General features: G+C 60.0%; 26 protein-coding genes. 6 read left to right on the forward strand and 20 right to left on the reverse strand.

Going from position 1 to position 22,896, the window contains the following annotated elements:
- Window positions 1-7: 7 nt before the first annotated feature.
- On the forward strand, window positions 8-748 hold the full coding sequence (locus tag ABIE11_RS04330; protein ID WP_100779876.1) for an AzlC family ABC transporter permease: 741 nt from the start codon (window positions 8-10) through the stop codon (window positions 746-748).
- Entirely contained in the window at window positions 748-1,068 is a 321-nt protein-coding gene (locus tag ABIE11_RS04335) for an AzlD domain-containing protein (RefSeq protein WP_100779875.1), read from the forward strand. The genes ABIE11_RS04330 and ABIE11_RS04335 overlap by 1 nt, the downstream gene beginning before the upstream one ends.
- 7 nt (window positions 1,069-1,075) lie before the next feature.
- On the opposite strand, the gene ABIE11_RS04340 is transcribed toward ABIE11_RS04335, so the two are convergent.
- The 19 genes from ABIE11_RS04340 to ABIE11_RS04430 form a co-directional block, all read right to left on the reverse strand.
- Window positions 1,076-1,864, reverse strand: a complete 789-nt coding sequence (locus ABIE11_RS04340) for a phosphate/phosphite/phosphonate ABC transporter substrate-binding protein (RefSeq protein WP_429184268.1) — start codon at window positions 1,862-1,864, stop codon at window positions 1,076-1,078.
- Window positions 1,857-2,819 carry a fatty acid desaturase gene (locus ABIE11_RS04345; RefSeq protein WP_429184269.1) on the reverse strand — a complete coding sequence of 321 codons (963 nt, stop codon included), beginning with the start codon at window positions 2,817-2,819 and terminating at the stop codon, window positions 1,857-1,859. Before ABIE11_RS04345 ends, ABIE11_RS04340 begins: the two co-directional genes overlap by 8 nt.
- A gap of 120 nt (window positions 2,820-2,939) precedes the next feature.
- A complete protein-coding gene (catA, locus tag ABIE11_RS04350; RefSeq protein ID WP_123427664.1) occupies window positions 2,940-3,866 on the reverse strand; it encodes a catechol 1,2-dioxygenase in 927 nt (308 codons plus the stop codon).
- Window positions 3,867-3,904: 38 nt separating this feature from the next.
- Window positions 3,905-4,195 (reverse strand): muconolactone Delta-isomerase, encoded by a 291-nt coding sequence (gene catC, locus ABIE11_RS04355; RefSeq protein WP_429184039.1) that lies wholly within the window; start codon window positions 4,193-4,195, stop codon window positions 3,905-3,907.
- A gap of 11 nt (window positions 4,196-4,206) precedes the next feature.
- Window positions 4,207-5,322 carry a muconate/chloromuconate family cycloisomerase gene (locus ABIE11_RS04360; RefSeq protein WP_429184040.1) on the reverse strand — a complete coding sequence of 372 codons (1,116 nt, stop codon included), beginning with the start codon at window positions 5,320-5,322 and terminating at the stop codon, window positions 4,207-4,209.
- Window positions 5,306-6,085: a 3-oxoadipate enol-lactonase gene (gene pcaD / locus ABIE11_RS04365; RefSeq protein ID WP_429184041.1), complete on the reverse strand. Its 780-nt coding sequence runs from the start codon at window positions 6,083-6,085 to the stop codon at window positions 5,306-5,308. The genes ABIE11_RS04360 and pcaD overlap by 17 nt, the downstream gene beginning before the upstream one ends.
- 10 nt (window positions 6,086-6,095) lie before the next feature.
- Window positions 6,096-6,758 carry a 3-oxoacid CoA-transferase subunit B gene (locus tag ABIE11_RS04370; protein ID WP_429184042.1) on the reverse strand — a complete coding sequence of 221 codons (663 nt, stop codon included), beginning with the start codon at window positions 6,756-6,758 and terminating at the stop codon, window positions 6,096-6,098.
- The gene (locus ABIE11_RS04375; RefSeq protein WP_312068914.1) at window positions 6,755-7,441 is read right to left on the reverse strand and encodes a 3-oxoacid CoA-transferase subunit A; all 687 of its coding nucleotides are present in this window, start codon (window positions 7,439-7,441) and stop codon (window positions 6,755-6,757) included. Before ABIE11_RS04375 ends, ABIE11_RS04370 begins: the two co-directional genes overlap by 4 nt.
- On the reverse strand, window positions 7,438-8,694 hold the full coding sequence (locus ABIE11_RS04380) for an MFS transporter (RefSeq protein ID WP_429184270.1): 1,257 nt from the start codon (window positions 8,692-8,694) through the stop codon (window positions 7,438-7,440). The genes ABIE11_RS04375 and ABIE11_RS04380 overlap by 4 nt, the downstream gene beginning before the upstream one ends.
- Window positions 8,695-8,786: 92 nt before the next feature.
- Entirely contained in the window at window positions 8,787-9,281 is a 495-nt protein-coding gene (locus ABIE11_RS04385) for a flavin reductase (protein ID WP_100779866.1), read from the reverse strand.
- A 10-nt stretch (window positions 9,282-9,291) separates the two neighbouring features.
- A complete protein-coding gene (locus tag ABIE11_RS04390) occupies window positions 9,292-10,224 on the reverse strand; it encodes a PDR/VanB family oxidoreductase (RefSeq protein WP_429184043.1) in 933 nt (310 codons plus the stop codon).
- Window positions 10,225-10,233: 9 nt separating this feature from the next.
- Window positions 10,234-10,968, reverse strand: a complete 735-nt coding sequence (locus tag ABIE11_RS04395) for an SDR family NAD(P)-dependent oxidoreductase (protein ID WP_429184044.1) — start codon at window positions 10,966-10,968, stop codon at window positions 10,234-10,236.
- 10 nt (window positions 10,969-10,978) lie between these two features.
- On the reverse strand, window positions 10,979-11,458 hold the full coding sequence (locus tag ABIE11_RS04400) for an aromatic-ring-hydroxylating dioxygenase subunit beta (RefSeq protein ID WP_429184271.1): 480 nt from the start codon (window positions 11,456-11,458) through the stop codon (window positions 10,979-10,981).
- Window positions 11,458-12,771, reverse strand: a complete 1,314-nt coding sequence (locus tag ABIE11_RS04405; RefSeq protein WP_429184045.1) for an aromatic ring-hydroxylating oxygenase subunit alpha — start codon at window positions 12,769-12,771, stop codon at window positions 11,458-11,460. The genes ABIE11_RS04400 and ABIE11_RS04405 overlap by 1 nt, the downstream gene beginning before the upstream one ends.
- Before the next feature lie 2 nt (window positions 12,772-12,773).
- Window positions 12,774-13,304, reverse strand: coding sequence for a nuclear transport factor 2 family protein (locus ABIE11_RS04410; RefSeq protein ID WP_429184046.1), 531 nt, complete (start codon window positions 13,302-13,304; stop codon window positions 12,774-12,776).
- A 4-nt stretch (window positions 13,305-13,308) separates the two neighbouring features.
- Window positions 13,309-13,668, reverse strand: a complete 360-nt coding sequence (locus tag ABIE11_RS04415) for an IacB protein (RefSeq protein ID WP_429184047.1) — start codon at window positions 13,666-13,668, stop codon at window positions 13,309-13,311.
- 22 nt (window positions 13,669-13,690) lie between these two features.
- The gene (locus ABIE11_RS04420; RefSeq protein ID WP_429184048.1) at window positions 13,691-14,818 is read right to left on the reverse strand and encodes an acyl-CoA dehydrogenase family protein; all 1,128 of its coding nucleotides are present in this window, start codon (window positions 14,816-14,818) and stop codon (window positions 13,691-13,693) included.
- Between the two features lie 96 nt (window positions 14,819-14,914).
- Window positions 14,915-16,039, reverse strand: a complete 1,125-nt coding sequence (locus tag ABIE11_RS04425) for an amidase (protein ID WP_429184049.1) — start codon at window positions 16,037-16,039, stop codon at window positions 14,915-14,917.
- 333 nt (window positions 16,040-16,372) lie between these two features.
- Entirely contained in the window at window positions 16,373-16,846 is a 474-nt protein-coding gene (locus ABIE11_RS04430; protein WP_312154325.1) for a MarR family winged helix-turn-helix transcriptional regulator, read from the reverse strand.
- 245 nt (window positions 16,847-17,091) lie between these two features.
- Here ABIE11_RS04430 and hpaX point away from each other — a divergent pair, with 245 nt between their 5' ends.
- The 3 genes from hpaX to gap all read left to right on the forward strand — a co-directional run bounded on the left by hpaX (window position 17,092) and on the right by gap (window position 20,581).
- Complete coding sequence (hpaX, locus tag ABIE11_RS04435) at window positions 17,092-18,480, forward strand: 4-hydroxyphenylacetate permease (RefSeq protein WP_123427640.1); 1,389 nt, start codon at window positions 17,092-17,094, stop codon at window positions 18,478-18,480.
- Window positions 18,481-18,511: 31 nt separating this feature from the next.
- Window positions 18,512-19,492, forward strand: coding sequence for a GlxA family transcriptional regulator (locus tag ABIE11_RS04440; RefSeq protein ID WP_100779856.1), 981 nt, complete (start codon window positions 18,512-18,514; stop codon window positions 19,490-19,492).
- 78 nt (window positions 19,493-19,570) lie between these two features.
- Window positions 19,571-20,581, forward strand: coding sequence for a type I glyceraldehyde-3-phosphate dehydrogenase (gene gap / locus ABIE11_RS04445; RefSeq protein ID WP_429184050.1), 1,011 nt, complete (start codon window positions 19,571-19,573; stop codon window positions 20,579-20,581).
- A gap of 45 nt (window positions 20,582-20,626) precedes the next feature.
- On the opposite strand, the gene ABIE11_RS04450 is transcribed toward gap, so the two are convergent.
- Entirely contained in the window at window positions 20,627-21,814 is a 1,188-nt protein-coding gene (locus ABIE11_RS04450) for an MFS transporter (RefSeq protein WP_100779854.1), read from the reverse strand.
- Window positions 21,815-21,930: 116 nt separating this feature from the next.
- On the opposite strand from ABIE11_RS04450, the gene ABIE11_RS04455 reads away from it, so the two are divergent.
- Window positions 21,931-22,887, forward strand: coding sequence for an AraC family transcriptional regulator (locus ABIE11_RS04455; RefSeq protein ID WP_100779853.1), 957 nt, complete (start codon window positions 21,931-21,933; stop codon window positions 22,885-22,887).
- The last annotated feature ends 9 nt before the right edge of the window (window positions 22,888-22,896 follow it).

Consider the following 22,896-nt stretch of genomic DNA (forward strand, 5'->3'; position numbering starts at 1 on the left):
CCTATTGATGTTGATAAAAACCAAAACGTTGCCAGGGAATGAGGCCAACGCCGAGTTTCGCGCGGGTATTACCGCCTGTCTGCCCACCATTCCGGGCTACTGGAGCATCGGTTTTGCTGCGGGAGCCATCGGTACGCTTTCTGGCTTTACCACCCTGCAAACTGCCCTGCTGGCGAGCGCGCTCTACGCGGGTTCCGCCCAGTTCCTCTTTTATTCCCTGTGGGCCACGGGCGCGGAAATCGCCTCGGTGGTGCTGAGTGTGTTCCTGGTGAATCTGCGCTATCTGCTGATGAGTTCTGCCATGAGCGTGTTCTTTCGCGATTACACCACCCTGCAAAAAGTGGTCAGCGGGCTGCTGCTGACGGACGAAACCTTTGGCGTTGCGGTTCAACAGGGCAGCCATCAGAGCAAAGTGCCGTTTGCGTGGATGCTGGGGCTGAACATGGCCGCGTGGCTGAACTGGATCCTCGCCTGCGTCGTGGGTGCCTGGCTCGCCTCCGCTCTGCCGCCGTCCCTGATGGAAGGGCTAAGTTTCAGCCTGGTGTCGATGTTTATCGGGCTGGTGCTGATGATCTGGTTTGCCAGTCGCCGCAAAGCGCTGGAATCCTTCAGCATCGCGGCAGCAGTGGTGATCACGCTGCTGACCGCCAGCCACACGGACATGAGCGTGGTGGTCATCGTCGCCGCATCGGTCTCTGCGACGCTGGCGACCCTCGGGCTGCGCCTCTTCTATAAAGGCGGTCAATAATGGAACGCAATATTTTACTGGCGATCGTCGCCTGCGCCGTCGTGACGGCCCTGATGCGCACCGTGCCGATTCTGCTGCTCTCACGCTTTCGTCTGGCGCCGATCCTGCAACAGTGGCTGAGCTTTATCCCCTCGGCGATCATGGCCGCGATCATCACCGCCGAGCTGCTAGGCAAACCGGCGCTGACCTCATCGGGGATCAGCATTTCTTTGCTGGCGGCAGCCGTTGCCGCGGTCGCGGGGATTTTCACCCGCAGCTTGTTCGCCACGGTCATCGCCGGGATGGTGGCGTTTTCCGGGCTGAGTTATCTGTTAGCCTGATTCCCTCTCAGAGCTGCGTCACCCCTGATTTCTCCGCCGCGTCGCGCCAGTCCAGCAACAGTGAATAGGGCTGGCGCGATACCTCACTGAATCCGCCGATCAGTACCGCCTCGCACACCTCGCGATACTCGGGCGCCGTCACCAGGGTTTTCAGCGCATCGCGCAGAAGAGAAAGCGTTTCTGCTGACGTGCTGCCCGCCGTAATCAGCGGCAGCCCCGGCGCAGCTGGCGTTTCACCCACCACGCTCAGCCCGTCCAGTAATTCGGGTTCATGACGCTGCAACAGCGCCCAGGTCACGCAGTCGATGGCGGCGATATCCGCCCGCCCTTCTGCCAGGGTAATCAGCGATTGCCGGTGGCTACCGCTCAGAAGCGTTGCAGAGAAAAACCGTCCGTCGACCGCTAACGGCGCGATCAGGTTGCGCAGGGCGTTATAGCCCGACTGAGAGTCAACCGAATTGCACACCGCGCGCAGGCCGCGAAAATCGGCCAGCGTTTTGTCTCTGTTCGTGTCGCGTGCAACAAGAAAACTGCGGTAGTAAATTCCTTCGCAGCCGGGCGCGGTGTAGTGAAAACAGCCCACCGTCTGCACTGCCGGGAGCTGGGTCATCAGTGGAAATCCGCAGGTCTGGCTGAGCAGCAGTTCGGGGCTACGCCAGTGTGCGAGCAACGCCTCTCCGGCCCCGTCGCGGACAGACAGACCGCGCGCCTGCAAAAGTCCCTGCACCGCCTGCCACAGCCGCGCGTTGTCTCTGGGGTTCACGGCATACATCGGAAACGCGAGAGTGTTAGTCATCATTTTTCAGGCCAGGATGGACGGTAACATCGACAGCTTTCGCCCAGAACCGGCGCAGCCATTCCCCGTAGCCGCGCACCACAAAATGCAGGTTGCGCTGCTGATACTGCGCTTTATCACGCAGATAGATCGCCCGCAGGCCGTACCAGGGCACGCCGGGAAGATCGTGATGCACTGCATGATAGTTCAGATTGAGAAACAGCACCCGCCACACCAGTGCCGCTTCATTGATAACAGACCTTGCCAGCGGGTCGTCCGCCGCCTGATGTTCCAGGAACGAACGCACTTTGGTCAGCGCCAGAGCGGGATAACTCACGCCGATCACAAACCAGAGCGCAGAGAAGCCGAGCTGTTCCATCACGATAAACAGGGGCACCAGCAGCGCGCCATGGACAAGCCACATCGCCATATTTCTGAGTTCCAGATGGCGAAAGGCGCGACAGGCGCTGGCGAGCGTCTGGGCAATATCCAGAAACGGGGCTAACAGCAGGCGACCGGGAAACGTATTGCGCGCGTGAATCAGTTTGCGGCGCCACGGGGAGAATTTCGCCCAGCTTTCGTCGGTGAAATAGTAGGATTCAGGATCGTCCACCGGCACGGTCAGATGATCATGATTATGGTGCGCCAGATGCGAATCGCGGTACAGCCCGTACGGGTACCACACGGCCAGCGGCAGCGTGCCAAGCAGTTGATTAAACCACGCGCAGCGCGTCGGGTGACCGTGGATAAGCTCATGCTGCAGGGACATATACCAGGCGGTAAACCAGATCAGCAGCAGCGTAGCAGGAAGGCGCCCCAGCGTTTGCCAGTAAAACAGCGTGGCAAACCAGCCGCCGTAGACCACAACCACCAAGCTCCAGGTGGGGAATTCGCTGCGCCAGAGCCAGCTCCGGGAGAGGTGGCGAATCGTCTCGCGTTGTTGAGGATGTAAATATAAAGGTGACCGTTTAGCCATCTGTTTCGATGCCATTTCCGTAATAAGACGTTATCCCACGAAGATGTGAGATAACGTCGGAAATAACAAAGAATTTAAATGGCTATGCTTTGCCAGAAATAGATAACAATGCGCCGTGTATTATTCTTTCACGCGGGCGCGTTTCCCGCGTTCTTCTTGCTGGCTATCGTCACTTGCCACCAGCGCGAAATTAAAGCTTACCTCCGTATGGGGACCGTTAATATCACGCGCTTGCGACAGTTTGCTGTCGGTAATTTTAACCGGGTCGGCAATCAGCTCTTCGCGGGTGGCAAAGGCAAAATCGTCCCACAAATATTGATCGCCATTGAGGTTAATCTGGGTCGTCAGATGTTTAAAGCCGGGCGCAGAGACAAAGAAATGGATGTGAGCCGGACGATTACCGTGACGCCCCAGTCCGTTCAGCAGTTTTTGCGTTGGACCATCCGGCGGGCAACCGTAGCCGCAAGGGACGATACTGCGCACCGCATAGCGGCCATCCGGCCCGGTCTGCACGCGGCGGCGCAGGTTGTATTCGCTCTGGGAAGCATCAAAGAACGAGTAGCCGCCGAGGGTGTTGGCGTGCCAGATATCGACGATGGCATCGGCCACCGGTTTCCCCTCCAGATCGGTGATGGTGCCGTGCAGCCACAGGGTTTCCGCGTCCTCACTGCCGTCATCCATGCGGGCATAGCCCTCGCTGAGCGGCGCGTTCGCCACATACAGCGGCCCTTCGATGGTGCGCGGGGTGCCGACGTCATTCCCCGCCGCCGCCTCTTTTTCGTCGGCGCGCATATCGAGGTAGTGCTCCAGCCCTAACCCTGCCGCCAGCAGCGCCGCCTCTTTCCGCTCGCCCAGCTCATTTAAATAGTTCACCGCCAGCCAGAATTCTTCGTCGGTAATATCAAACTTTTTAATGGTCAGACACAGATCGCCGAGCAGCTGATGCATAATCGCTTTAAAACGCGGGTTGCCCTGCGTGGCATTTAATCCGCTGCTGATCGCGAGTAACGTTTCCAGTTCTGTTTGTTTTGCCGGATTCACTGACATTGCGTATTCCTCTTGTAGGGTAAGGTTTTTATTCGCTGTTACGACTTTTCAAAATAAATAGACGACGGATGAGCGCACAACGCCTGCACGGTAATCTCCATATAAGGAAAAAGCGGCAGGCCGGTTAATATGTCGTGCAGCTCCTGATTATCTTTCACGTCAAACAGACTGACGTTGGCGTATTGCCCGACCACCCGCCAGATATGCAGCCATTTGCCTTCGCGCTGTAATTGCTGCGAATAGGCTTTTTCTTGCGCCTTTATTTCCTCCACCTGTGCGACAGGCAGCGAGGAGGGAATATTCACCGTCATTTCCACTTTAAATAGCATGAGAGGCTCCTTTATTTTCTGGCGTAATAACGCAGTTTGTCTTCGTCAATCTCAACGCCCAGCCCCGGCCCTTGCGGTAAGGTCACCTGGCCGTCGCTGAAATCGAGGGGGGATACGATGATGTCGTCTTTCAGCAGCAGCGGGCCGAACATTTCGGTGCCCCACTGCATTTTCACCGTCGACCAGGCGTGCAATGACGCCACCGTGCCGAGCGTACCTTCCAGCATCGTGCCGCCGTACAGCGCAACGCCTGCGGCCTGCGCCACGTGCGCCAGCTTCAGGGCCTGTGCCGGGCCGCCCGCTTTGGCAATTTTGAGCGCATACGCGCCGGTAAACCCGCCGCTCGCCAGGGCATATCCGTCATAAGCGGTGGCCACCGCCTCGTCCGCCAGAATTGGCAGGCTAAAGCGCTGGCTCAGGGCGATCAGGCCGCGGGTGTCCCACAGCGGAATGGGCTGCTCGACCAGGTCGATGCCGCCCGCCTGTAACAGCGCCATCCCCTTGATCGCGCTCGTCAGATCCCACGCCTGATTCACATCCACCCGAATGCTGACCTCTTCGCCCAGCGCCGACTTAATCGCCAGCGCGTGGCGAATATCGTTGTTCAGCTCGCCCGCGCCGATTTTCAGTTTGAAGGTGTTGTGCCGCCCTTGCGCCAGCAGGCGTTTGCCTTCCTCGATATCCCTGGCGGTATCGCCGCTCGCCAGCGTCCAGAGCACCGGCAGACGGGAAGTGAGTGCGCCGCCGAGCAGGCTGCTGACGGGCACATTCAGCTGTTTTCCTTGCGCATCGAGAAACGCGGTTTCCAGCGCCGATTTGGCAAAGGTGTTGCCTTTCACGCTGGCATTCATCTTCTCCGCAAGGGCCGCCACGCCGCGGAATGCCTGGCCGCACAGCAGCGGCGCGAGATAGGTCTCAATCGCCGAGCGGATCCCTTCCGGGCTTTCCGCACCGTAGCTCAGCCCGCCGATAGTGGTGGCCTCCCCCCAGCCGACCACGCCGTCGGCGCAGGTCATGCGCACAATGGTCAGGGTCTGGCAGCCCATGGTCGCCATCGACAGTTTGTGCGGGCGAATAGTCGGAATATCCACTAGCCAGCAGGTGATGGATTCAATGGTTAAGCTCATGTGCGGCTCCTGCGGTGAGAAAAGTGGTCACATGCTGGTTAAACGCCGCCGCGCAGGCCACGTTCGAGAGGTGCGACGCCGGTAAAATGAGAACGTGCGCGTGTGGTGCATTCAACACGATGGTCTCGGCGTCACGGGGCGTAGTGACCGGATCGTACTCCCCGGCAATCACCAGCATCGGACGGGACATGTGCGTAAGGTCATCGTGCAGTTCGGCGACGGCCAGCGCGTCGCAGCAGGCGGCGTAGCCCTCGGCTGGGGTCGCGGCGAGCTGTTCGATCAGCGGATAAACCACCTCCGGATTGCTGTGGCGAAACGCAGATGTAAACCAGCGGTCGGCTGCGCTCTCGGCGACGGGGGCCATCCCCTGCTCGCGCACCCGTGCCGCGCGCTGCCGCCAGCCCTCCTCCTGCCCAATCCGCGCTGCGGTATTGGCGACCACAATCCGATGAAAACGCTCTGGCGCGTGGCGGTTGAGCCACATCCCGGTCAGGCCGCCGAGTGAAATCCCACAAAAACAGGCCCGCTCCACGTCGAGGTGATCCAGCAGCGCAATCACATCCTGGCCAAGTCGCTCAAGGGTGACGGGCTGCTGTCCGACGGCGGAGCGCCCGTGTCCGCGCGTGTTGTAGCGCAGCACGCGGAAATACTGCGTCAGCGCCGGGAGTTGTGCCTGCCACATCGCCCAGGTGGTACCGAGAGAGTTCGACAGCACCAGCAGCGGCGCGCCCTCAGGGCCATCAAGGCGGAATTCGATTTCCATGTGTTCTCCTTTACGCCGTGGCGTCGTCGGTCAGCAGCGCAAAGGACAGCGCGACCGGCGTCACGGACTGCAAATACTCAGCAGTCACATCGCCAAACAGTTCACGCACCACCACACCTTCGGGGGTGATATCCATCACCGCCATATCGGAGTAAATGCGATCGATGCAGGCCATCCCGGTCAGGGGATAGCTACACTGCTCAACGATTTTGCACTCGCCTTTTTTGGTCAGATGTTCGGTCATCACGAACACCTGCTTCGCGCCAATCGCCAGATCCATCGCCCCGCCGACGGCAGGAATGGACGACGGCGCACCGGTGCTCCAGTTGGCGAGATCCCCGCACGCCGACACCTGATAAGCCCCGAGCACGCAAATATCCAGGTGCCCGCCGCGCATCATGGTGAAGGAGTCGCCGTGGTGGAAATAGCAGCCGCCCGCCAGCAGCGTCACCGGCTGTTTTCCGGCGTTGATAAGCTCCGGGTCCTCCTCTCCCGGCGCAGGCGCCGGCCCCATGCCGAGAATGCCGTTTTCGCTGTGCAGGAAAATCTCGCGATCCGCCGGAAGATAGTTAGCAATCTGCGTCGGCATGCCGATGCCGAGATTGACGTAAGCCCCCTCGGGAATATCCCGGGCGATGCGCTCGGCAAGCTGTTGGTGAGTCAATGTGTTCACGCTGTCTCCTTGAGTGACGTGGCGGACGCGTTAATCAGGCGCTGGACAAAAATGCCCGGCGTCACCACCGCTTCCGGGTCCAGTTCGCCGAGGGCCACAAACTCGCTCACCTGCGCGATGGTGCAGCGAGCGGCGGCGGCCATAATGGGACCGAAGTTGCGGCCAGTTTTGTCGTACACCAGGTTGCCCCAGCGGTCGGCTTTCAGGGCTTTGATCAGCGCAAAATCGGCTTTGAGCGGCAGTTCAAACACGTAATCTCTGCCGTCGATGCGACGCGTCTCTTTGCCTTCGGCAAGCTCGGTGCCAAAGCCGGTGGGCGTAAAAATACCGCCTAACCCTGAGCCGCCCGCCTGAATACGCGCCGCGAGATTGCCCTGCGGCACCAGCTCCAGCTCAACCTCGCCGCGACGATACAAATCGTCAAACACCCATGAATCCACCTGGCGCGGGAAGGAGCAGATCACCTTCTTCACGCATCCGGCTTTCAGCAGCGCCGCCAGGCCATAGTCGCCGTTACCGGCGTTATTGCTGATGAGGGTCAGTCCGCGCGGACGACGGCGGATTAACGCATCCAACAGTTCCGACGGCTGCCCCGCCGGGCCAAAACCCCCGACCATGACCGTCGCGCCGTCAAAAATATCCGCCACTGCGTCATCCAGCGTGGCAATCCGTTTATCAATCATTCCTGAGCCTCTTTGTTGTTACCGGGCAGGCTGCGCAGGGCAATCCACGCCAGTAGCGCGTAAACCACCAGCAGCAGGGAGACGGGCCACGAGGCGTTGAACTCCATCAGCAACGCCACCGCCAGCATCGGTCCCAGACCGCCGGAAAATATCGATCCCACTTCGTGCCCCAGCGCCAGGCCGGAGTAGCGCACCCGCACCGGGAAGAGATCGCTCATGATGCAGGGCTGAGTGCCGATCATCGCCCCGTGGCAGAACGGCAGTCCGAGCAACATCGCCAGCATGATCCAGCCGTACGTGCCGGTGGAGAGCAGCCAGAAGAACGGGAACGCCATCACCAGCAGGCCAATCACGCCGATGTAATAGACCGGCTTGAGGCCGATGCGGTCTGACAGCGCGCCCCAGAACAGAATCGAGAAGAACTCCACCAGCATCGCCAGTGTTACGGCGCTGATGATCTCCCCGGTGCTGATGCCGATATGGCGGGCGTAGACCACCGAGAAGGTAAAGAAGATGTAGGACGCGCCGTTCTCCGGCAGGCGCAGAGCAATCGCCTGCAGCAGCGCTTTCGGGTGGTCGCGAATCAGTACCAGCAGCGGGATTTTTTCGTGCTGCTCGTCCGGCTTCGCCTGGGTAAACGCCTTGCTCTCGCGGATGTTTTTGCGGATATAAACGCCGACTAAAAAGATGACGATGCTCAACAGGAACGGCACGCGCCACCCCCAGCGCATAAAGTCCGATTCAGGCAGTTGCTGCACCAGGTAAAAGGCGAACGCCGAGAGGACAAATCCACCGGAAACCCCCATCTGGCTCCAGGCGGTGTAGTACCCACGACGCGAAGCGGGCGCGTTTTCGCTCAGCATCAGCACGCCGCCGCCCCACTCCCCGCCCGACGCCACGCCCTGCAGGAAGCGCAGAGTGATGAGCGACAGCGGTGCCCAGAGACCAATCTGCGCGTAGACCGGCAGCAGACCGATCACAAAGGTGGTGGCGCCCATTAGCGTCAGGGTCATGATCAGCGTCATTTTGCGGCTGTAGCGATCGCCGATATGCCCGAAGACTATCCCGCCCAGCGGCCGCGCCAGAAAACCCACCGCGAAACCTGAAAAAGCCAGTAGCGTGCCCTGAAGCGGATCGCCGCCGACCGGGAAGAACAGCGGGCCAAACACCAGCGCCGCCGCCGTGCCATACAGAAAAAAGTCATACCACTCGAGCGCATTCCCCAGCACCGAGGCCACAACCAGTTTGCGCATCTGCTGCGCGTCCTGGCTGCCGGTGGCGGTGGTAGCGGTACTTTCAGTGACGACATTACTCATGACGCGCGTCCCCTCTTGTTGTGGTGGGCTTACGCCTGCACATCGCCACCGACGGTGTGATAGCGGCGGTTGAAGTAGACCAGCCCGCGCGGCTGCTCGCTGATGCGAATCGCCTGCACCTGGCAGTAGAAAACGCTGTGGCTGCCCACTTCGTGACAGGTGTCTATGGTGCAATCGAAGCTGGCGACGGACGAGCTGAGCACCGGCGCGCCGCTGCTCATTACCTGCCAGCTGTCGTGAAGAAAGCGCTCCTCCGATCGCAGACTGGCGTTGGCGAAAACGCCGGACAGCCCCTGGTGATCGCCGGAAAGCACGTTGACGCACAGGGTGCCGTTTTGTTTGAAATGCTGATGGGCGTAAGAGTTGCGGTTCATACACACCAGAAGCGTCGGAGGCTGATCCGTCACGCTACAGACCGCCGACGCGGTAAAGCCAAATTTCCCCGCCGGGCCGTCGGTGGTGATCACCGAAACTGCGCTGCCGAGCTGCGCCATCGCGTTACGAAATTCTGTTTGCAGTGTCATAAGTGATTCCTTACAAATCGATAACTAAACGGGGGCATTTCGCCCTGGAACAGCACAGCAGGATCTGATCGCCCTCGGCTTTCTCTTCGTCGGTCAGGTAGTGGTCGCGGTGATCCGGCTCGCCTTCCAGCACGTCAGTCAGGCAACTGCCGCAAATCCCCTGCTTGCACGACACATTTACCTTCAGCCCGGCCCCGGCCAGCGCCTCGACGATGGTCTGGTTTTCCAGCACTTTCACGGTGATCCCGCTGCTTGCCGCCACCACCTCAAACGCGCTGCCGCCGGTCTGGACCTCGGCGCTGAAACACTCCTGATGAATTTGCTCAGCGCCGTACCCCTGCGCGTTAGCCTGATCGGTCACCGCATCCATCAGCCGCGTCGGGCCGCAGGTGTAAACGTGAGTGTTGTCAGGGACGTCGCACAGCACCGCCGCCAGATCCAGGCGCTGCTCATCGCTAAAGTGCAGATGCACTCGCCCGGCGAACGGTGCATTTTCCAGCTGCGGAATAAACGCCGCCTGTGAACGCGAACGGGCGCAGTAGTGCAGCGAGAACGCGCGTCCGGCGGCGTGCAGCTCTGCGGCCATCGCCAGCATGGGCGTGATACCAATTCCGCCGCCGATCAGCAGGCTGTATGCCGCGCTGTCGTCCAGTACAAACAGGTTGCGCGGCTCGCTGACCTGAATTTCATCGCCTTCGCACAGGGCATGTACCGCCCGCGATCCACCCTGCGAGTTGATCTCCTTCAGCACGCCGAGCTGGTAGTGCTGGCTGTTCTGCGGGTCGCTGCACAGGGAGTACGGGCGAATCAGATCGGCGCTCAGGTGCAGGTCGATATGGGCACCTGCGCTAAACGTTGGAAGCGGGCCTCCATCCCTGCGCGCCAGGGTCAGCAGAACTACCTCGCCCTGCAGTTCACGTTGGATGACCTGTAATGTCAGCATGAGAACTCCTCAGCGCATAAACAGGCCGCCGTTGATGTCCCAGGTGGCCCCGGTGACAAACGACGCCTGCGGTGAAGCGAGCAACGCCACGGCTTCGGCAACAAACTCCGCCTCGCCGAGTTTCCCGACCGGGATCATCTGCAGCAGCCCGGCCATTTTTTCTTCCGGTACCAGGGCGTGTACCGTCGGCAGATCCATGGGACCGGGCGCAATAGCATTGACCGTCACGCCCGAGCGACTCAGCTCGCGGGCGAAGACTTTCGTGAGGGTCAAAATGCCGCCCTTTGACGCCGCGTAATGGGCGCCGGACGCGGTACCGCCGTTCTGTCCGGCGAGGGAGGCCAGGTTGATAATGCGACCGTAGCCCTGAGCGGCAAAGTAGCGTCCCATCGTCTGGCAGCCGACAAAGGTGCCGCGCAGATTAGTGCTGAGCACCCGGTCGAACTCGTCGATGCCGATCTCCATCACCGGCGTGGCGAGGGTCAGCGCGGCGTTGTTTACCAGCACCTGTAAGCTGCCAAAACGGGCGAGCGTGGCATCGAGGGCACGGGTGAAGTCCGCCGGCTGGCGGATATCCAGCCCCAGCGTCAGTACGTTGTCGTGGTCCAGAGCGTCCGCCGCCTGTTGCGCACGCGCGGCGTCAACGTCCGTCAGCACCACCTGGAACCCCTGCGCCAGCAGGTGTTCCGCGATAACATTTCCCAGGCCGGCTGCCGCGCCGGTCACTAATACGGTTTGCGTCATGAGCGATGCCTCAGAGGATGTAGCCGATGCTGTGCAGCACATCGTCGCTGTTGACCAGACGGATCACCTTTTGCTGGATGCGCAGGCGGCCGCCTTCGCGCTGCAGCTGCCAGGTGATATCCGCCGCGTAATGGCGGCTGTGACCTTTGCGGTGTTCCCACAGGGACTGCGCCCCGCGCACCACGATCAGGCCGTCCTGTGATTCCAGCAGTCGAAAACGCGACAGCGTGCGCAGAGTACGTGCGCGCGGCGTGGTCGAAATCGACTCCCCGCTGTAGAGACGGTGAACGCGTTTTTCGCGCATGTAGTGATCGTCACAGGCGTAGTTCAGGGTGTTTTTGAAATCGGTCTCGTTCGGGTCGATCGGGACGACGTACAGACCGTCGTGCTGCCACAGATCCAGCCAGGCGCTGAATTCACCCTGATCGAGCAAGTCGCCCTCAAGGTTAATCAGCGTCACGGCGGCAAAGAGTTCAGATTCTGGGGTCATCATTTTTCGCTCTCCGTCATCAGTTTTTTCCACTGCTGGTAGGCGGCGCGCATCCCGGTTTCGGCGCTGACGTCGCTGCGCAGGCCGTCGTCGGTGCGGTACTCTCCCGCCAGCCCGCGATTGAGCATGATCCAGAGATCATCCCCCGCCGTTGCCCCGCGCTGTACGCGCTCCCAGGCCTCCGAGTCATCCGGCGTGCCGAAGCCCATCGGCCCCTGGAAGTGTTCGTGCAGACGCAGACGCGCCTGGTTGGCAATTTCCGGCCCGCCGTCCATGGTGATCACCGCGTGGTGGATTTCCGTTTCATTCACGGAAATCGGCTGGAGTACGCGGAAAAACGCCATCGAACAGGCGATGTTGGGGAAGATATTCAGGTTAAAACCGGAGCCGCCGACGGCGCGCACGATACGGCGCACCTGCTGTTCGTCGTGGTCGGCACGCAGGGCCTCTGCCAGCGCCTCAAAGCGCTCCGGGATCGGCGCGTCGAGGTTGGCGTCGAGATCCACCAGCTCCGGGATCATCACCATTACGCTGTGGCCGTTGCCCAGGTCTTCGACGTAGCCGCTGCCGTCAACGAAATTCAGCATCTCTTCCGTCTGCTTATCCACGGAGCTGAGGAACGAGCGGTGAACCACGGGGAAGTGGTAGCCGTCGGTGGTGTTTTCCAGCTGGATTTTCCAGTTGCCGGGGAAGCGGAAACGGTGGGCTGGCCCGGTTTTAATCGGGTAGCCCGCCCCCTGCTTCATAAACAGGTCCATCCATTTTTTCGCCGCGCCGAGGAACTCTTCCAGCGGTTCGACCTGATCGTTAAAGGTGGCGAAAATCATCCCCGCGTACTGTTCCGTGCGCAGGGAAATCAGCCCCAGCTCGCCTTTTTCCAGCTGGTCGGCGTAGCTTTCCGGATGCGGCACGCCGCGCAGGCTGCCGTCCAGCGCGTAGCCCCAGCCGTGGTACGGGCAGACGAAACTGTTGGTTTTGCCGCTGCGGTGTTCGCACACCGTCGCCGCGCGGTGGCGGCAGCGGTTAAGCAGCGTGTGAACGTTACCTTTGCGGTCGCGCACCACGATCACCGGCTGGGTGCCTAGCTCAGTGGTTTTAAAGCTCCCGGTCTCCGGGATTTCACTGGCGTGTGCCACCCAGACCCAGGTCTTGCCGAAGATGCGATCCAGTTCGAGCTGGAACAGATCGTCCGAGGTGTAGAGCGACGTGTGTACGCGGTCGGACTGCACCAGCGCCGCTATCTCTGCCGCGTCCGGTATCGCCTGCGGCGAAGTGTCGATATTTTTGATGGTTATCAGGTGATCACATTGCATGTCTATTTCTCCTGCACGTCGTTATTTTTCTCAGGGACAGGTAACGCATCCGACGCATGCCAGTGGTCCACCGGTCGGCTGAACAGGTTGCGGGTGGTGAAGTGGCGCATCGCCATGCCGTTCGCGTCGCGCGCAAAGGTGACGCAGATTTCCGCCGCGTTCAGGTGCGCGCCACCGGCGGTAAAGGCCGAGGTTTGCAGCATCAACCAGCGTCCGCGCAGTTCGCCGTCCGGCGTGTGGCTCAGCGCCTCGGAGCAGAGAAAGTGCGCGTTCATGGCGAAATGGGCGGGTTGTCGCACGTAGCTCGCCATCAGGGTGATAATCGCTTCGCGGCCCTGATGTTTACCGAGCCGCGAGGCGTAGGGTTCGCCCAGCCCTTCCCAGCAGGCGTCGGCGGTAAAGAGCGCGCCAATCGCCTGCACGGTTTCAGGGCTGTCAAGCTGGTCGCACAGGCGCATGTAATCGCTGATACACACGCGGGCCGCCTGGCTGTCTTCAAGCTGCTGTAAGCGCAGCGCATCCTGTGCGTTCATGGTCTTAGCCCTGAATAATCAGTTCACGGCCCACGCGGGCTTCGATTTTGCAGTACTTCCACAGCTTGCTGCCGCTCTCACCCACCGGCGTGGTGCGGAACAGGTTGCAGACCGCCGCCACGTTTTCCAGTTTCTCCGCGTCTGCCAGCACGTAGGTGGTCCAGGGGGCGGTAGTGGACGGGCCGACCATCAGCTGGTCGTCATCCATGTTGCCGATGACGCGGATGCCCTGGGTCTCTTCGATCCCTTTCATCATCACGCCGAATGCACCCCAAACCTGTTTGGCTTCCGCCGGGCTGGCGTCGAAAAAGTTCTGGTTTACGCCGATGCAAAACAGCACGCGTAAGGTTGTTAACTGGCTCATCTGTTGCTCCTTTCGTTAAAAATCACAAATAACCGGGCAGCGGTTTTCCGCCGAAAAAGACCGTACCGGCGTTCAGGTACGAGAGATCGCCCATAAAGGCGTGCTGGGTGATCACCATGGTGTCGCGCACAAAACGTTGCAGCGGGCTGGCCATGGTGACGCCGCCCATGCCGTTCAGCGCCAGCGCCTGACGCGCCACGTCGGCAGCCACGCGGGTGACGTGAGTGGAAGAGAGTCGCAGAGCGTTGATCTGCGCGCAGCTCGCCTCGTTCCCGGCCAGCAGGCACTGCCATACGTCGTCGATGGCCTCATAGAACCAGGCGCGGGCGGAGCGCAGTTCGGCTTCGCAGCGGGCAATTTGCATCTGCGCCTGCTGGCGATCGGCTAAACGCGGTGCGCCGGTGACAGACTGTTGACGATGGGCGATCGCGTAGATTTCGTTGAGCGCCGCGCGGGCCACGCCGAGTGCCACCACGGAGAGCACCTGGGTCGCCAGTGACAGCACCGGGTAACGGTACAGCGGCCCGTCGAAATTCAGCGCGCCGCCGCGAATGAAGGTCCACTCCTGCGGGACAAAGGCATCGTTAACCACCAGATCGTGGCTGCCGGTTCCGGCAAGGCCGACGGTGTCCCAGACGGGATCGATCTGCACGCTCGCCCGTGGCAGAACCGCCATGCGCGGCAGGGCCTGATCGCCCTCGGGCAAGATCCCGACGCCGAGCACCGAGGCCCCCATGCTGCCGCTGGCAAAACTCCAGCGTCCGCTAACGCGGTATCCGCCGTCGACCTGCCGTGCTTTTTGCGTCGGGAAAATCCCGCCCGCAAAGACCACATCCGGCCCGTCGCGATAGAGTTCCTTTAGGGTTTCCGGCGGCAGTGCGCCGAGATAGAACGGGCTCATGCCAAAACTGGCTACCCAGCCTGCCGAGCCGTCGGCGGTGGAGATCTGCTCAATCAGCTCACAAAACTGCGCCGGGGAGCACTCGTCTCCTCCGTACTGTTTTGGCACCAGGGCGCGGTAGACGCCCACCTGTTTGAAGCGGGTAATGATGTCGTCAGAGATATGACGTTGATGCTCAAAATCGCCGCTGCGAGTCGCAACATCACTCAATAGCGGAACAAGCTCCTCACGAACATGGATGGCAGACATGGCGTCCTCCGAAAAGGGTTGTGCGGTGTGCGCGAGGCGAGCGCGTCCGCAATGAGTCGAACTCACTGAGTCATCAGGCAAAGAAAAACGGAATGTTTAGGGTTGTCGTCGTCCGGTGAGCCACTCGGCGGCCTGCACCAGCAGCCCGTCGTGGCCTTTGGCAGCCACCAGCTGGAGCGATACCGGGCGGCCATGCAGTTCATCTACCGCAAGGGTAATGGCCGGATGGCCGCTGAGGTTGAACGGGCGGACCAGGCGTGTGAGATTGACCACGCTCAGGGGATCGGCGGCCTCCTCAAGGGCAGGAGGCAATTCAGGCAGTGTCGCCAGCGCCAGCAGCGGTGTTTTTGCCAGCAGTGCGTCGACCTGCGCGGTGAATTCACTGCGCACCTGTTCAGCTGATGCCAGCGCTTCGGCGCTGATATCTGCCCCGGCGCGAATACGGGCGGCCACATCCGCGGAGACGGCGTTGCTCGCCAGCAGCGGGCTGAAGGCCTGCCAGTTTTCATGGCTGATGAGGGTTAAACCTGCGCGATGCGCATCGTTCAGGGCGGGCAACCCGGCCTGCTCAGGGCGCACGCCGCACGCGGCAAGTACCTTGAGAATGCGGTTATCGATTTCCGGTAACGCGGCAGAGATGAAGGCCATCGGCGGCAGTTCGCTGAGCGGTTCCCCCACGGCGACGGAAAGTCGGGTCATCACCTGGCGCAGCACTGTGGCATTGCGGGCAAAGACGCCGACGCAGTCGAGCGAGCTTTGGGCAGGCATAACCCCGTGACGGCTGAGCACGCCGTAGCCCGGTTTGAAGCCCAGCACGCCGCAGCAGGCGGCAGGCATTCTGACGGAGCCGCCGGTGTCGGTGCCGAGGGAGAAATCGACCTCACCGGAGGCGACAACGGCGGCAGATCCGCTGGATGAACCGCCCGGAATCAGCTCTGGATAGCGCGGGTTCACCGGCGTGCCGCTCCAGGGGTTGATCCCGGTGACACCAAACGCCAGCTCATGCAGCGTGGTTTTGCCCGTCAGCTGGCAGTAGTTTTCCAGTAGCGTCGCAACCACGCTGGCGTGCTGGCGGGCCAGCGGTGCGTTTTCCAGCGCCGGGCAGCCTGCGCGGGTCGGGTGCCCGGCAATATCCAGGGTGTCTTTGACCGCAAATCGCAGGTCGCCCTCACCGAGGGTAAATTGCTCAACGTAACCATTGCTCTCATAAACTGGCTTCATGATTGATACCTTAACCAGAAAAAATGAATCATATTCAGGCGGGCAGTCAGTGCTGCCTTTTTGTCCTGACTAACGTTAGGTCAATCATGGAAGAATTAGATGAAAATTCAAGTAATCTTTCACGTTAATTTCACGCTTACGCAACATTTAATTAACCTTTAATTCATTAAGGTTACTGATTCAGGGTGATGAAAAATAAGACAAAATGGCGGGAATCACAAAGGGATACCGCCCTGAGCATTCAGCGCGGCATAAGGGAATTAATGGTGAAATTACAGAAGCTTAGAAAGAAAGACTACGGAGTTCACAAATTTGTCATCGGATATTTTGACCTCACAGTTCGTTGAGGTTATCCAGTACCTTTGCCAGGGCGAGATTCATTTTTTCGACCTGACTGGCCGTCATGCCCTTGAAGCCTTTTTCGAACACTTTGCTGGTGTATGCGTAGGCCTCTTCCACTTTTTTGCGACCGGCCTCCGTGAGCATCACTTCCGTGACGCGCGCGTCCTGTTCGCTGCTTGCGGTGGTGACCAGGCCGTCATCGCGCAGCCGTCCGACGATTTTGGTGACCGTGGGCATTTTCGCCATCGCGTATTCGGAAATCTGCGAAATACTGGCCTTGCCGTACTGGTGAGTCACCATCAGAACCCGGAAGCGAGAGACATCCAGCTGGGCTTTTTTTAGTGTAATTTCCATGATTTGCGTGTAGCGCGCATACACATTCACGATCCAGTAGAACGGAAACTCTTCGCGATGAAAGGCGGGATCGTCAGGTGCGCCGTCCGGGGTATTTTTTATTGTTGTCATGCGTTTCCTTACCAAAAAAAGCGTCAGAGTGAACGATTATACCCTGCGAATCTGCGGCGACTAAGCCTATCTGAACGGGTGCTGAAACGTATAAGAGATCCCGATCGCATTATGATTCAAAAATGCTAACTGATTAACAATTACGTATCATTTTTTACACATTGCATTGACGGTTGCGGTGGCTGTTTTCTATACGTTTAGCCGACCTGTACGCTAATTCTAATAATCGCAATGTGGAGCTATTCATGAACGAACGTTCTTCTGTGGAGCAGACGCGCCCGCCGTCGTCTGCGCCCGACGCTCTGGACCCTCGCCAGCAGGCCGTGATCAAAAAGCTGTTCCGTCGGCTGATTGTGTTTTTATTTATTTTGTTTGTTTTTTCCTACCTCGACCGCATCAACATTGGCTTTGCCGGCCTGACAATGGGCAAAGATCTGGGTCTGACCAGCACCATGTTTGGCCTCGCGACCACCCTGTTCTACGTGATGTATGTCATTTGCGGTATTCCCAGCAATATCATGCTGAGTATCGTCGGCGCGCGACGCTGGATCGCGGTGCTGATGGTGGTGTGGGGGATCGCGTCCACCGCCACCATGTTCGCCACCGGACCGAACAGCCTGTACGTGCTGCGTATGTTGGTCGGGATTGCGGAAGCGGGCTTTTTGCCGGGCCTGTTGCTCTATTTAACCTACTGGTTCCCGGCCCATTATCGTGCGCGCGCTAACGCGCTGTTTATGATTGCGATGCCGGTCACCATGGCGCTCGGTTCGCTGGCCTCCGGGTATATCCTGAACATGGACGGCCTGCTGAATCTGAAAGGCTGGCAGTGGCTGTTCCTGCTGGAGGGTTTCCCGTCCGTGCTGTTGGGTCTGGTGGTCTGGTTCTGGCTGGATGACAGCCCGTCGAAGGCCAAATGGCTGACGGAAGATGACAAAGCCTGCCTGGCGGAGATGCTGGAAGCGGATAAAATCGCTGCCCGCAAAACGCAGCTGGACGCGAGCACGTCGCTGTTGCCGCAGCGCAGCGTGGCGCGCGAACTGTTTACCCCCATCATTATTCTCTACACGGTGGCCTATTTCTGTCTCACCAATACCCTCAGCGCCCTGAGTGTCTGGACGCCGCTGATTCTGCGCAGCTTTAACGAAACCAGCAGCAATGTCACCATCGGGTTGCTGAGTGCCATTCCTCAGGTGTGTACCATTGTGGCAATGGTCTGGTGGAGTAAGCGTTCCGATCGCCTGAACGAGCGTAAAATCCACACCCTGCTGCCCTATCTGTTTGCCGCGGCGGGGTGGATGTTAACCGCCTCCAGCACGCAGGCGGTGCTGCAGTTCACCGGGATTGTGATGGCGTCGGCAGGTGCGTTCGCGGCGATGGTGATCTTCTGGACCACGCCGGATCGCTATATCTCACTGCGCGCTCGCGCCGTTGGGATTGCGGTGATTAACGCCACCGGGATGACCGGTGCGGCACTCGGGCCGCTGCTGATGGGCTGGATGAAAGACGTCACCGGAAACTTCAACGCCGGGATCTTCATGGTGGCCGGTTTCCTGGTGCTGGGCGCGCTGATCATTGCGCTGATCCCGATGAGCAAAACCCAGCCGCAGAACGCTGCCGCCCCACTCTCGACTTGACTTATTGTGTAATAAAGATACTTTTCAGGACATGAAGAAAATCCTGATTATCGTCCCTGACGGCGGCATGTTGTTCGAAGCCGCCGGTATCGCAGACATTCTGATGCAGGCCAACCAGCTCCATCCGGAAGGCCTCGCCCAGCCTCGCTATCGCATTATTATCGCCACCACCCAGCCACACCAGGTGATCCACGGTCAGTCCGGGTTAAACCTGCTGGCGGACTATCGTCTGCCGGAGCTGGATCCGCGTGAGCCGCTCGATACCATTATCATCACCGGGCGTGGGATGAACGAGCTGGAAAGCACCGCCGTGGTGGACTGGCTGCATCTGGCCGCACCCCATGCCCGGCGCATCGCCTCAATTTGCGGCGGCGCGATGCTGCTGGCACAAAGCGGCCTGCTGGATGGACGTCGCGCGACTACCCACTGGCGGCTGCTGGAGACGATGCAAAAAAGCTGGCCTGCCATCAACGTCGTAGGCGGCCCGCTCTATATTCAGGATGGTCCCATCTGGACATCCGGTGGGGTGAGTTCCGGGTTTGATCTCACGCTGGCGCTGGTTGAAGAGGACTACGGTTTTACCCTGGCGCGGGACGTGGCTCAGGACCTGGTGATGTATTTGCGCCGTCCCGGCGGGCAGCTGCAGTTCAGCCGCTATAACCTGAATTCATCCGCCAGTGCCGGGCCGGTCAGCGAATTGCAAACCTGGATACTTAACAATCTCACGGCCGATCTGTGCGTCGAAAAACTGGCGGAGCAGGCGGCCATGAGCCCGCGCAATTTCACCCGCGTCTTTACCCGTGAAACGGGCGCCTCTCCGGCACGCTACGTGATGGAAGCCCGTCTCGCCGCCGCCCGTCAGCTGCTGGAGCAGACAAGCGAGCCGCTGGACCGCATCGCCGAGCAGAGCGGATTTGGCAGCAGCATCAACCTGCGCCGGGTGTTTGAGAAACAGCTCCACCTTACTCCCAGCGAGTATCGTCAACGATTCCACTGTCGCAAAATGGCGTAATCTGATCCTTTTTTGTCATTTACGCCATTTCACCTTAAGCCTACAGTGACTCCAGACACCACAGTTAAGGAGTGCATCATGGTTAAGGTCGGTATTAATGGTTTCGGCAGAATCGGTCGCAATTTCTTACGCGCCGCCCTCGATAACCCGGAGATTCAGATCGTGGCGATTAACGATCTGACGGACAGCAAAACCCTCGCCCATCTGCTGAAATACGATTCCCTGTTAGGGACGCTGCCGGTATCCGTTGAGGCTGCCGATAATCATCTGCAGGTGGATGGCAGACAGATTAGGGTCTTTAGCGAGCGCGACCCTGCCGCTATTCCGTGGCGTAATGTCGAAGTGGACGTGGTGATTGAAGCGACCGGCTTCTTCACTGACCGCGAGAAAGCGGCGGTGCATATTGAGAGCGGCGGCGCAAAACGCGTCATCATCTCCGCCCCGGGTAAAAACGACGATTTGACCGTGGTGATGGGCGTGAACGATCGGCTGTACGATCCGGCTCAGCACTTTGTGGTGAGCAACGGCAGCTGCACCACGAACGGTCTGGCACCCGCCGCGCAGGTGCTGCATCAGCACTTCGGCATCGAACATGGCCTGATGAACACCACTCACGCCTACACCAACAGCCAGGCACTGCACGACCAGCCGGAGAAAGATCTGCGCGGCGCGCGGGCGGCGGCCCTGTCGATTGTCCCCTACTCCAGCGGCGCGGCGAAGGCGCTGGGGAAAGTGATTCCTGAGCTGGACGGACGTCTGACCGGGTATTCCCTGCGCGTTCCGGTGCCGGTGGTGTCGATTGTCGATTTGACGGTCACCCTGAGCCGGGAGGTAACGGTGGAAGAGGTCAACGCCGCGTTTCGTGAAGCGGCCTCTGCCGGGCCATTGCAGGGCATTCTGGGCTACAGCGACGAGCCGTTAGTATCGAGTGATTATCAGGGCGATCCGCGCTCATCGATTATAGACGGGCTTTCTACGCTGGTCATCGGCGGCAATATGGTGAAGATCCTCGCCTGGTATGACAACGAGTGGGGCTTCTCGAACCGCCTGGTCGATCTGGCACTGCTGATGGATCGCAAAGGGGTTTAAAAACCGCGTCGGGTGGCGACATCGCCGCCACCCGGCTTTTAACCGTTATTCCGCTTTGACACGAACGCCCATCAAGACAATTACCATTGCGCTCACCAGCAGCAAGCCGCTTCCGGCGAATACCCCGCTGGCACCGTTGAGATCAAACACCGCCCCGCCGCCTGCCGCACCTGCACCAATCGCAAACTGAATCGACGCCACCAGCAAGCCACCCGCACTTTCGGCTTCGTCCGGCACCGTGGTCGCAAGCCAGGTCGACCAGCCCACCGGCACCAGGCCAAAGGCAAAGCCCCACAGCGCCACCAGCAGACCGTCCAGCATCGCCAGATGGCCGTATGCCACCATGATCAGCGCCAGAACGCCCATTGCAAACGGCACCAGCGCCAGCGTCAGACGTAAATTGCGCGCCAGCAGATGCCCGGCAATCGAGGTGCCGACGAAATTGGCGAGGCCAAAGCCCAGCAGGATCAGCGAAATGCTCTCGACGCTCGCCTGCCCGACGGTTTCAAGGAACGGGCGCAGGTAGGTAAAGAAGGCAAAGTGACCGCTAAAAATCAGCACCGTGGCTAATAGCCCGCCGATCATGCCAGGGCGGCGCAGCACGCGCAGCAAGGTCCCGAGACTGCCGCTGCTCTCCGGTTTCATTGACGGGAGCACCCACAGCTGCCAGAGCAGCGCCAGCATGCTCGGCAGAATGCAGAGGATAAAGACGTTACGCCAGCCGATCAGGCTGCCCAGATAGCTGCCGAGCGGCGCGGCGACCACGGTTGCGATCGACACGCTGGAGAAGATCACCGCCAGCGCTTTCGGCACTTTATCGGCCGGAACCAGCCGCATCGCCGTGGCCGTGGACATTGCCCAGAAGCCGCCAATAGCGATGCCTAACAGCAGGCGCCCCATCAGCAGTACCTGCAAATTCGGCGCAAAGGCCACCAGCAGGCTGGAGATAATTTGCAGCACAGAGAAAAACATCAGCACCCAGCGGCGGTCGATGCTTTTGGTGGCGGGCGTAATCAGCAGCCCGGTCACCAGCGCGACCAGCGCCGTTGCAGTCACCGCCTGCCCGGCCATCCCTTCGCTGACGCCGAGACTGGCAGCCATCGGCGTTAACAAACTGGCCGGTAAAAATTCCGCCGTAATCAGGCCAAACACCCCCAGTCCCAGTGAATAGACCGCTCGCCAGGCGGGTTTTGCGGGCGCTATGGCCTCGCTCGCCGCGATAGTTGAATTCATCTGTTGCTCTCCCGTTAGAAAAATGTGACAACCGTCGCAAAAGCATAGAGCGTTCCCCCTGGACGATCTATGACATATAATCTTCACTTATTGATAATTCGTCCGGAGTTGTGCCCATGACCGTTCAGTCGCCCGATTTAATCAGTGAGCTTTTACGTGGAATGCGTCTCTCCGGCGTGAAGTACCGCCGCATCGAGGCCAGCGCCCCTTTTGGCGTGGCGTTCACCCAGGCCCCCGGCAAAGCGCAGTTTCATTTCGTCAGCCACGGTTCAGCGGTGCTGCGCATGGAGAGCGGCGCGGTGTTTACCCTGAGCAGCGGCGATGCGCTGTTTATTCCCAACGGCAATGCCCACGCCCTGCTGTCGGATGAAAATGCCACTGTCACCCCGGTGTCGGCGTTTCCCAGCGAGCCGATTTGCAACTCCGTGTGCGCCATCACCTGCGAGCCGTGCCCGGAAAGTGAAAACGTGGTGATATTCAGCGGATGTATGGATTTTGAGCTGGGCGGGATGCAGCCCCTGATCAAAGCGATGCCGGAAGTGATGATGGTGAGCCGTCTGATGTCGACCTGGCCGGAGATCCACCCACTGCTGGCGGCGATGGAGCGGGAATCCATGACCCGGCAGGTCGGTTTCGCCGGGATTCTGGCACGTCTCGCCGATGTGGTGGCCGCCCTCATCGTGCGCGGCTGGGTGGAAGCTGGCTGCGGAAAAGCCACGGGCTGGGTGCAGGTACTGCGCGACCCACGTCTGAGCCGTGCAATTTATGCCATGCACCAGCAGCCGGGCGTCAACTGGAGCGTGGCGGAGCTGGCAAAAGAGGCTGGTACTTCACGTTCGGTCTTTGCCGAGCGGTTTTTATCGGCCACCGGCACTACGCCTGCCAAATATTTGAGTGAACTCAGGATGCGCCTCGCCATTCAGTACATTCGCCATGAGCATCAGGCGATTGAAACGGTGGCGTTGCGGCTGGGATATGGATCGCTGGCGGCCTTTAGCCGGGCGTTTAAACGCATCGTCGGCCATGCGCCGGGAACCCTGCGGGAAACCAGCCAGACCCCCGAAGAGGTCTGACTGGCGAGG

The sequence above is a fragment of the Lelliottia sp. 489 genome (assembly GCF_050435885.1).
GTDB classification, from domain to species: Bacteria; Pseudomonadota; Gammaproteobacteria; order Enterobacterales; family Enterobacteriaceae; genus Enterobacter; species Enterobacter nimipressuralis.

Coding starts and splice junctions, on each gene's coding strand:
- gap (WP_429184050.1), top strand. CDS start 19,571: ATGGTTAAGGTCGGTATTAATGGTTTCGGCAGAATCGGTCGCAATTTC.
- ABIE11_RS04450 (WP_100779854.1), bottom strand. CDS start 21,814: ATGAATTCAACTATCGCGGCGAGCGAGGCCATAGCGCCCGCAAAACCC.
- ABIE11_RS04335 (WP_100779875.1), top strand. CDS start 748: ATGGAACGCAATATTTTACTGGCGATCGTCGCCTGCGCCGTCGTGACG.
- ABIE11_RS04385 (WP_100779866.1), bottom strand. CDS start 9,281: ATGACACTGCAAACAGAATTTCGTAACGCGATGGCGCAGCTCGGCAGC.
- ABIE11_RS04395 (WP_429184044.1), bottom strand. CDS start 10,968: ATGACGCAAACCGTATTAGTGACCGGCGCGGCAGCCGGCCTGGGAAAT.
- ABIE11_RS04455 (WP_100779853.1), top strand. CDS start 21,931: ATGACCGTTCAGTCGCCCGATTTAATCAGTGAGCTTTTACGTGGAATG.
- ABIE11_RS04345 (WP_429184269.1), bottom strand. CDS start 2,819: ATGGCTAAACGGTCACCTTTATATTTACATCCTCAACAACGCGAGACG.
- catC (WP_429184039.1), bottom strand. CDS start 4,195: ATGCTATTTAAAGTGGAAATGACGGTGAATATTCCCTCCTCGCTGCCT.
- pcaD (WP_429184041.1), bottom strand. CDS start 6,085: ATGGAAATCGAATTCCGCCTTGATGGCCCTGAGGGCGCGCCGCTGCTG.
- ABIE11_RS04425 (WP_429184049.1), bottom strand. CDS start 16,039: ATGAAGCCAGTTTATGAGAGCAATGGTTACGTTGAGCAATTTACCCTC.
- ABIE11_RS04330 (WP_100779876.1), top strand. CDS start 8: ATGTTGATAAAAACCAAAACGTTGCCAGGGAATGAGGCCAACGCCGAG.
- ABIE11_RS04360 (WP_429184040.1), bottom strand. CDS start 5,322: ATGAGCTTAACCATTGAATCCATCACCTGCTGGCTAGTGGATATTCCG.
- ABIE11_RS04415 (WP_429184047.1), bottom strand. CDS start 13,668: ATGAGCCAGTTAACAACCTTACGCGTGCTGTTTTGCATCGGCGTAAAC.
- ABIE11_RS04405 (WP_429184045.1), bottom strand. CDS start 12,771: ATGCAATGTGATCACCTGATAACCATCAAAAATATCGACACTTCGCCG.
- ABIE11_RS04400 (WP_429184271.1), bottom strand. CDS start 11,458: ATGACCCCAGAATCTGAACTCTTTGCCGCCGTGACGCTGATTAACCTT.
- catA (WP_123427664.1), bottom strand. CDS start 3,866: ATGTCAGTGAATCCGGCAAAACAAACAGAACTGGAAACGTTACTCGCG.
- ABIE11_RS04375 (WP_312068914.1), bottom strand. CDS start 7,441: ATGATTGATAAACGGATTGCCACGCTGGATGACGCAGTGGCGGATATT.
- ABIE11_RS04340 (WP_429184268.1), bottom strand. CDS start 1,864: ATGACTAACACTCTCGCGTTTCCGATGTATGCCGTGAACCCCAGAGAC.
- ABIE11_RS04390 (WP_429184043.1), bottom strand. CDS start 10,224: ATGCTGACATTACAGGTCATCCAACGTGAACTGCAGGGCGAGGTAGTT.
- ABIE11_RS04410 (WP_429184046.1), bottom strand. CDS start 13,304: ATGAACGCACAGGATGCGCTGCGCTTACAGCAGCTTGAAGACAGCCAG.
- ABIE11_RS04430 (WP_312154325.1), bottom strand. CDS start 16,846: ATGACAACAATAAAAAATACCCCGGACGGCGCACCTGACGATCCCGCC.
- ABIE11_RS04440 (WP_100779856.1), top strand. CDS start 18,512: ATGAAGAAAATCCTGATTATCGTCCCTGACGGCGGCATGTTGTTCGAA.
- hpaX (WP_123427640.1), top strand. CDS start 17,092: ATGAACGAACGTTCTTCTGTGGAGCAGACGCGCCCGCCGTCGTCTGCG.
- ABIE11_RS04420 (WP_429184048.1), bottom strand. CDS start 14,818: ATGTCTGCCATCCATGTTCGTGAGGAGCTTGTTCCGCTATTGAGTGAT.
- ABIE11_RS04380 (WP_429184270.1), bottom strand. CDS start 8,694: ATGCGCAAACTGGTTGTGGCCTCGGTGCTGGGGAATGCGCTCGAGTGG.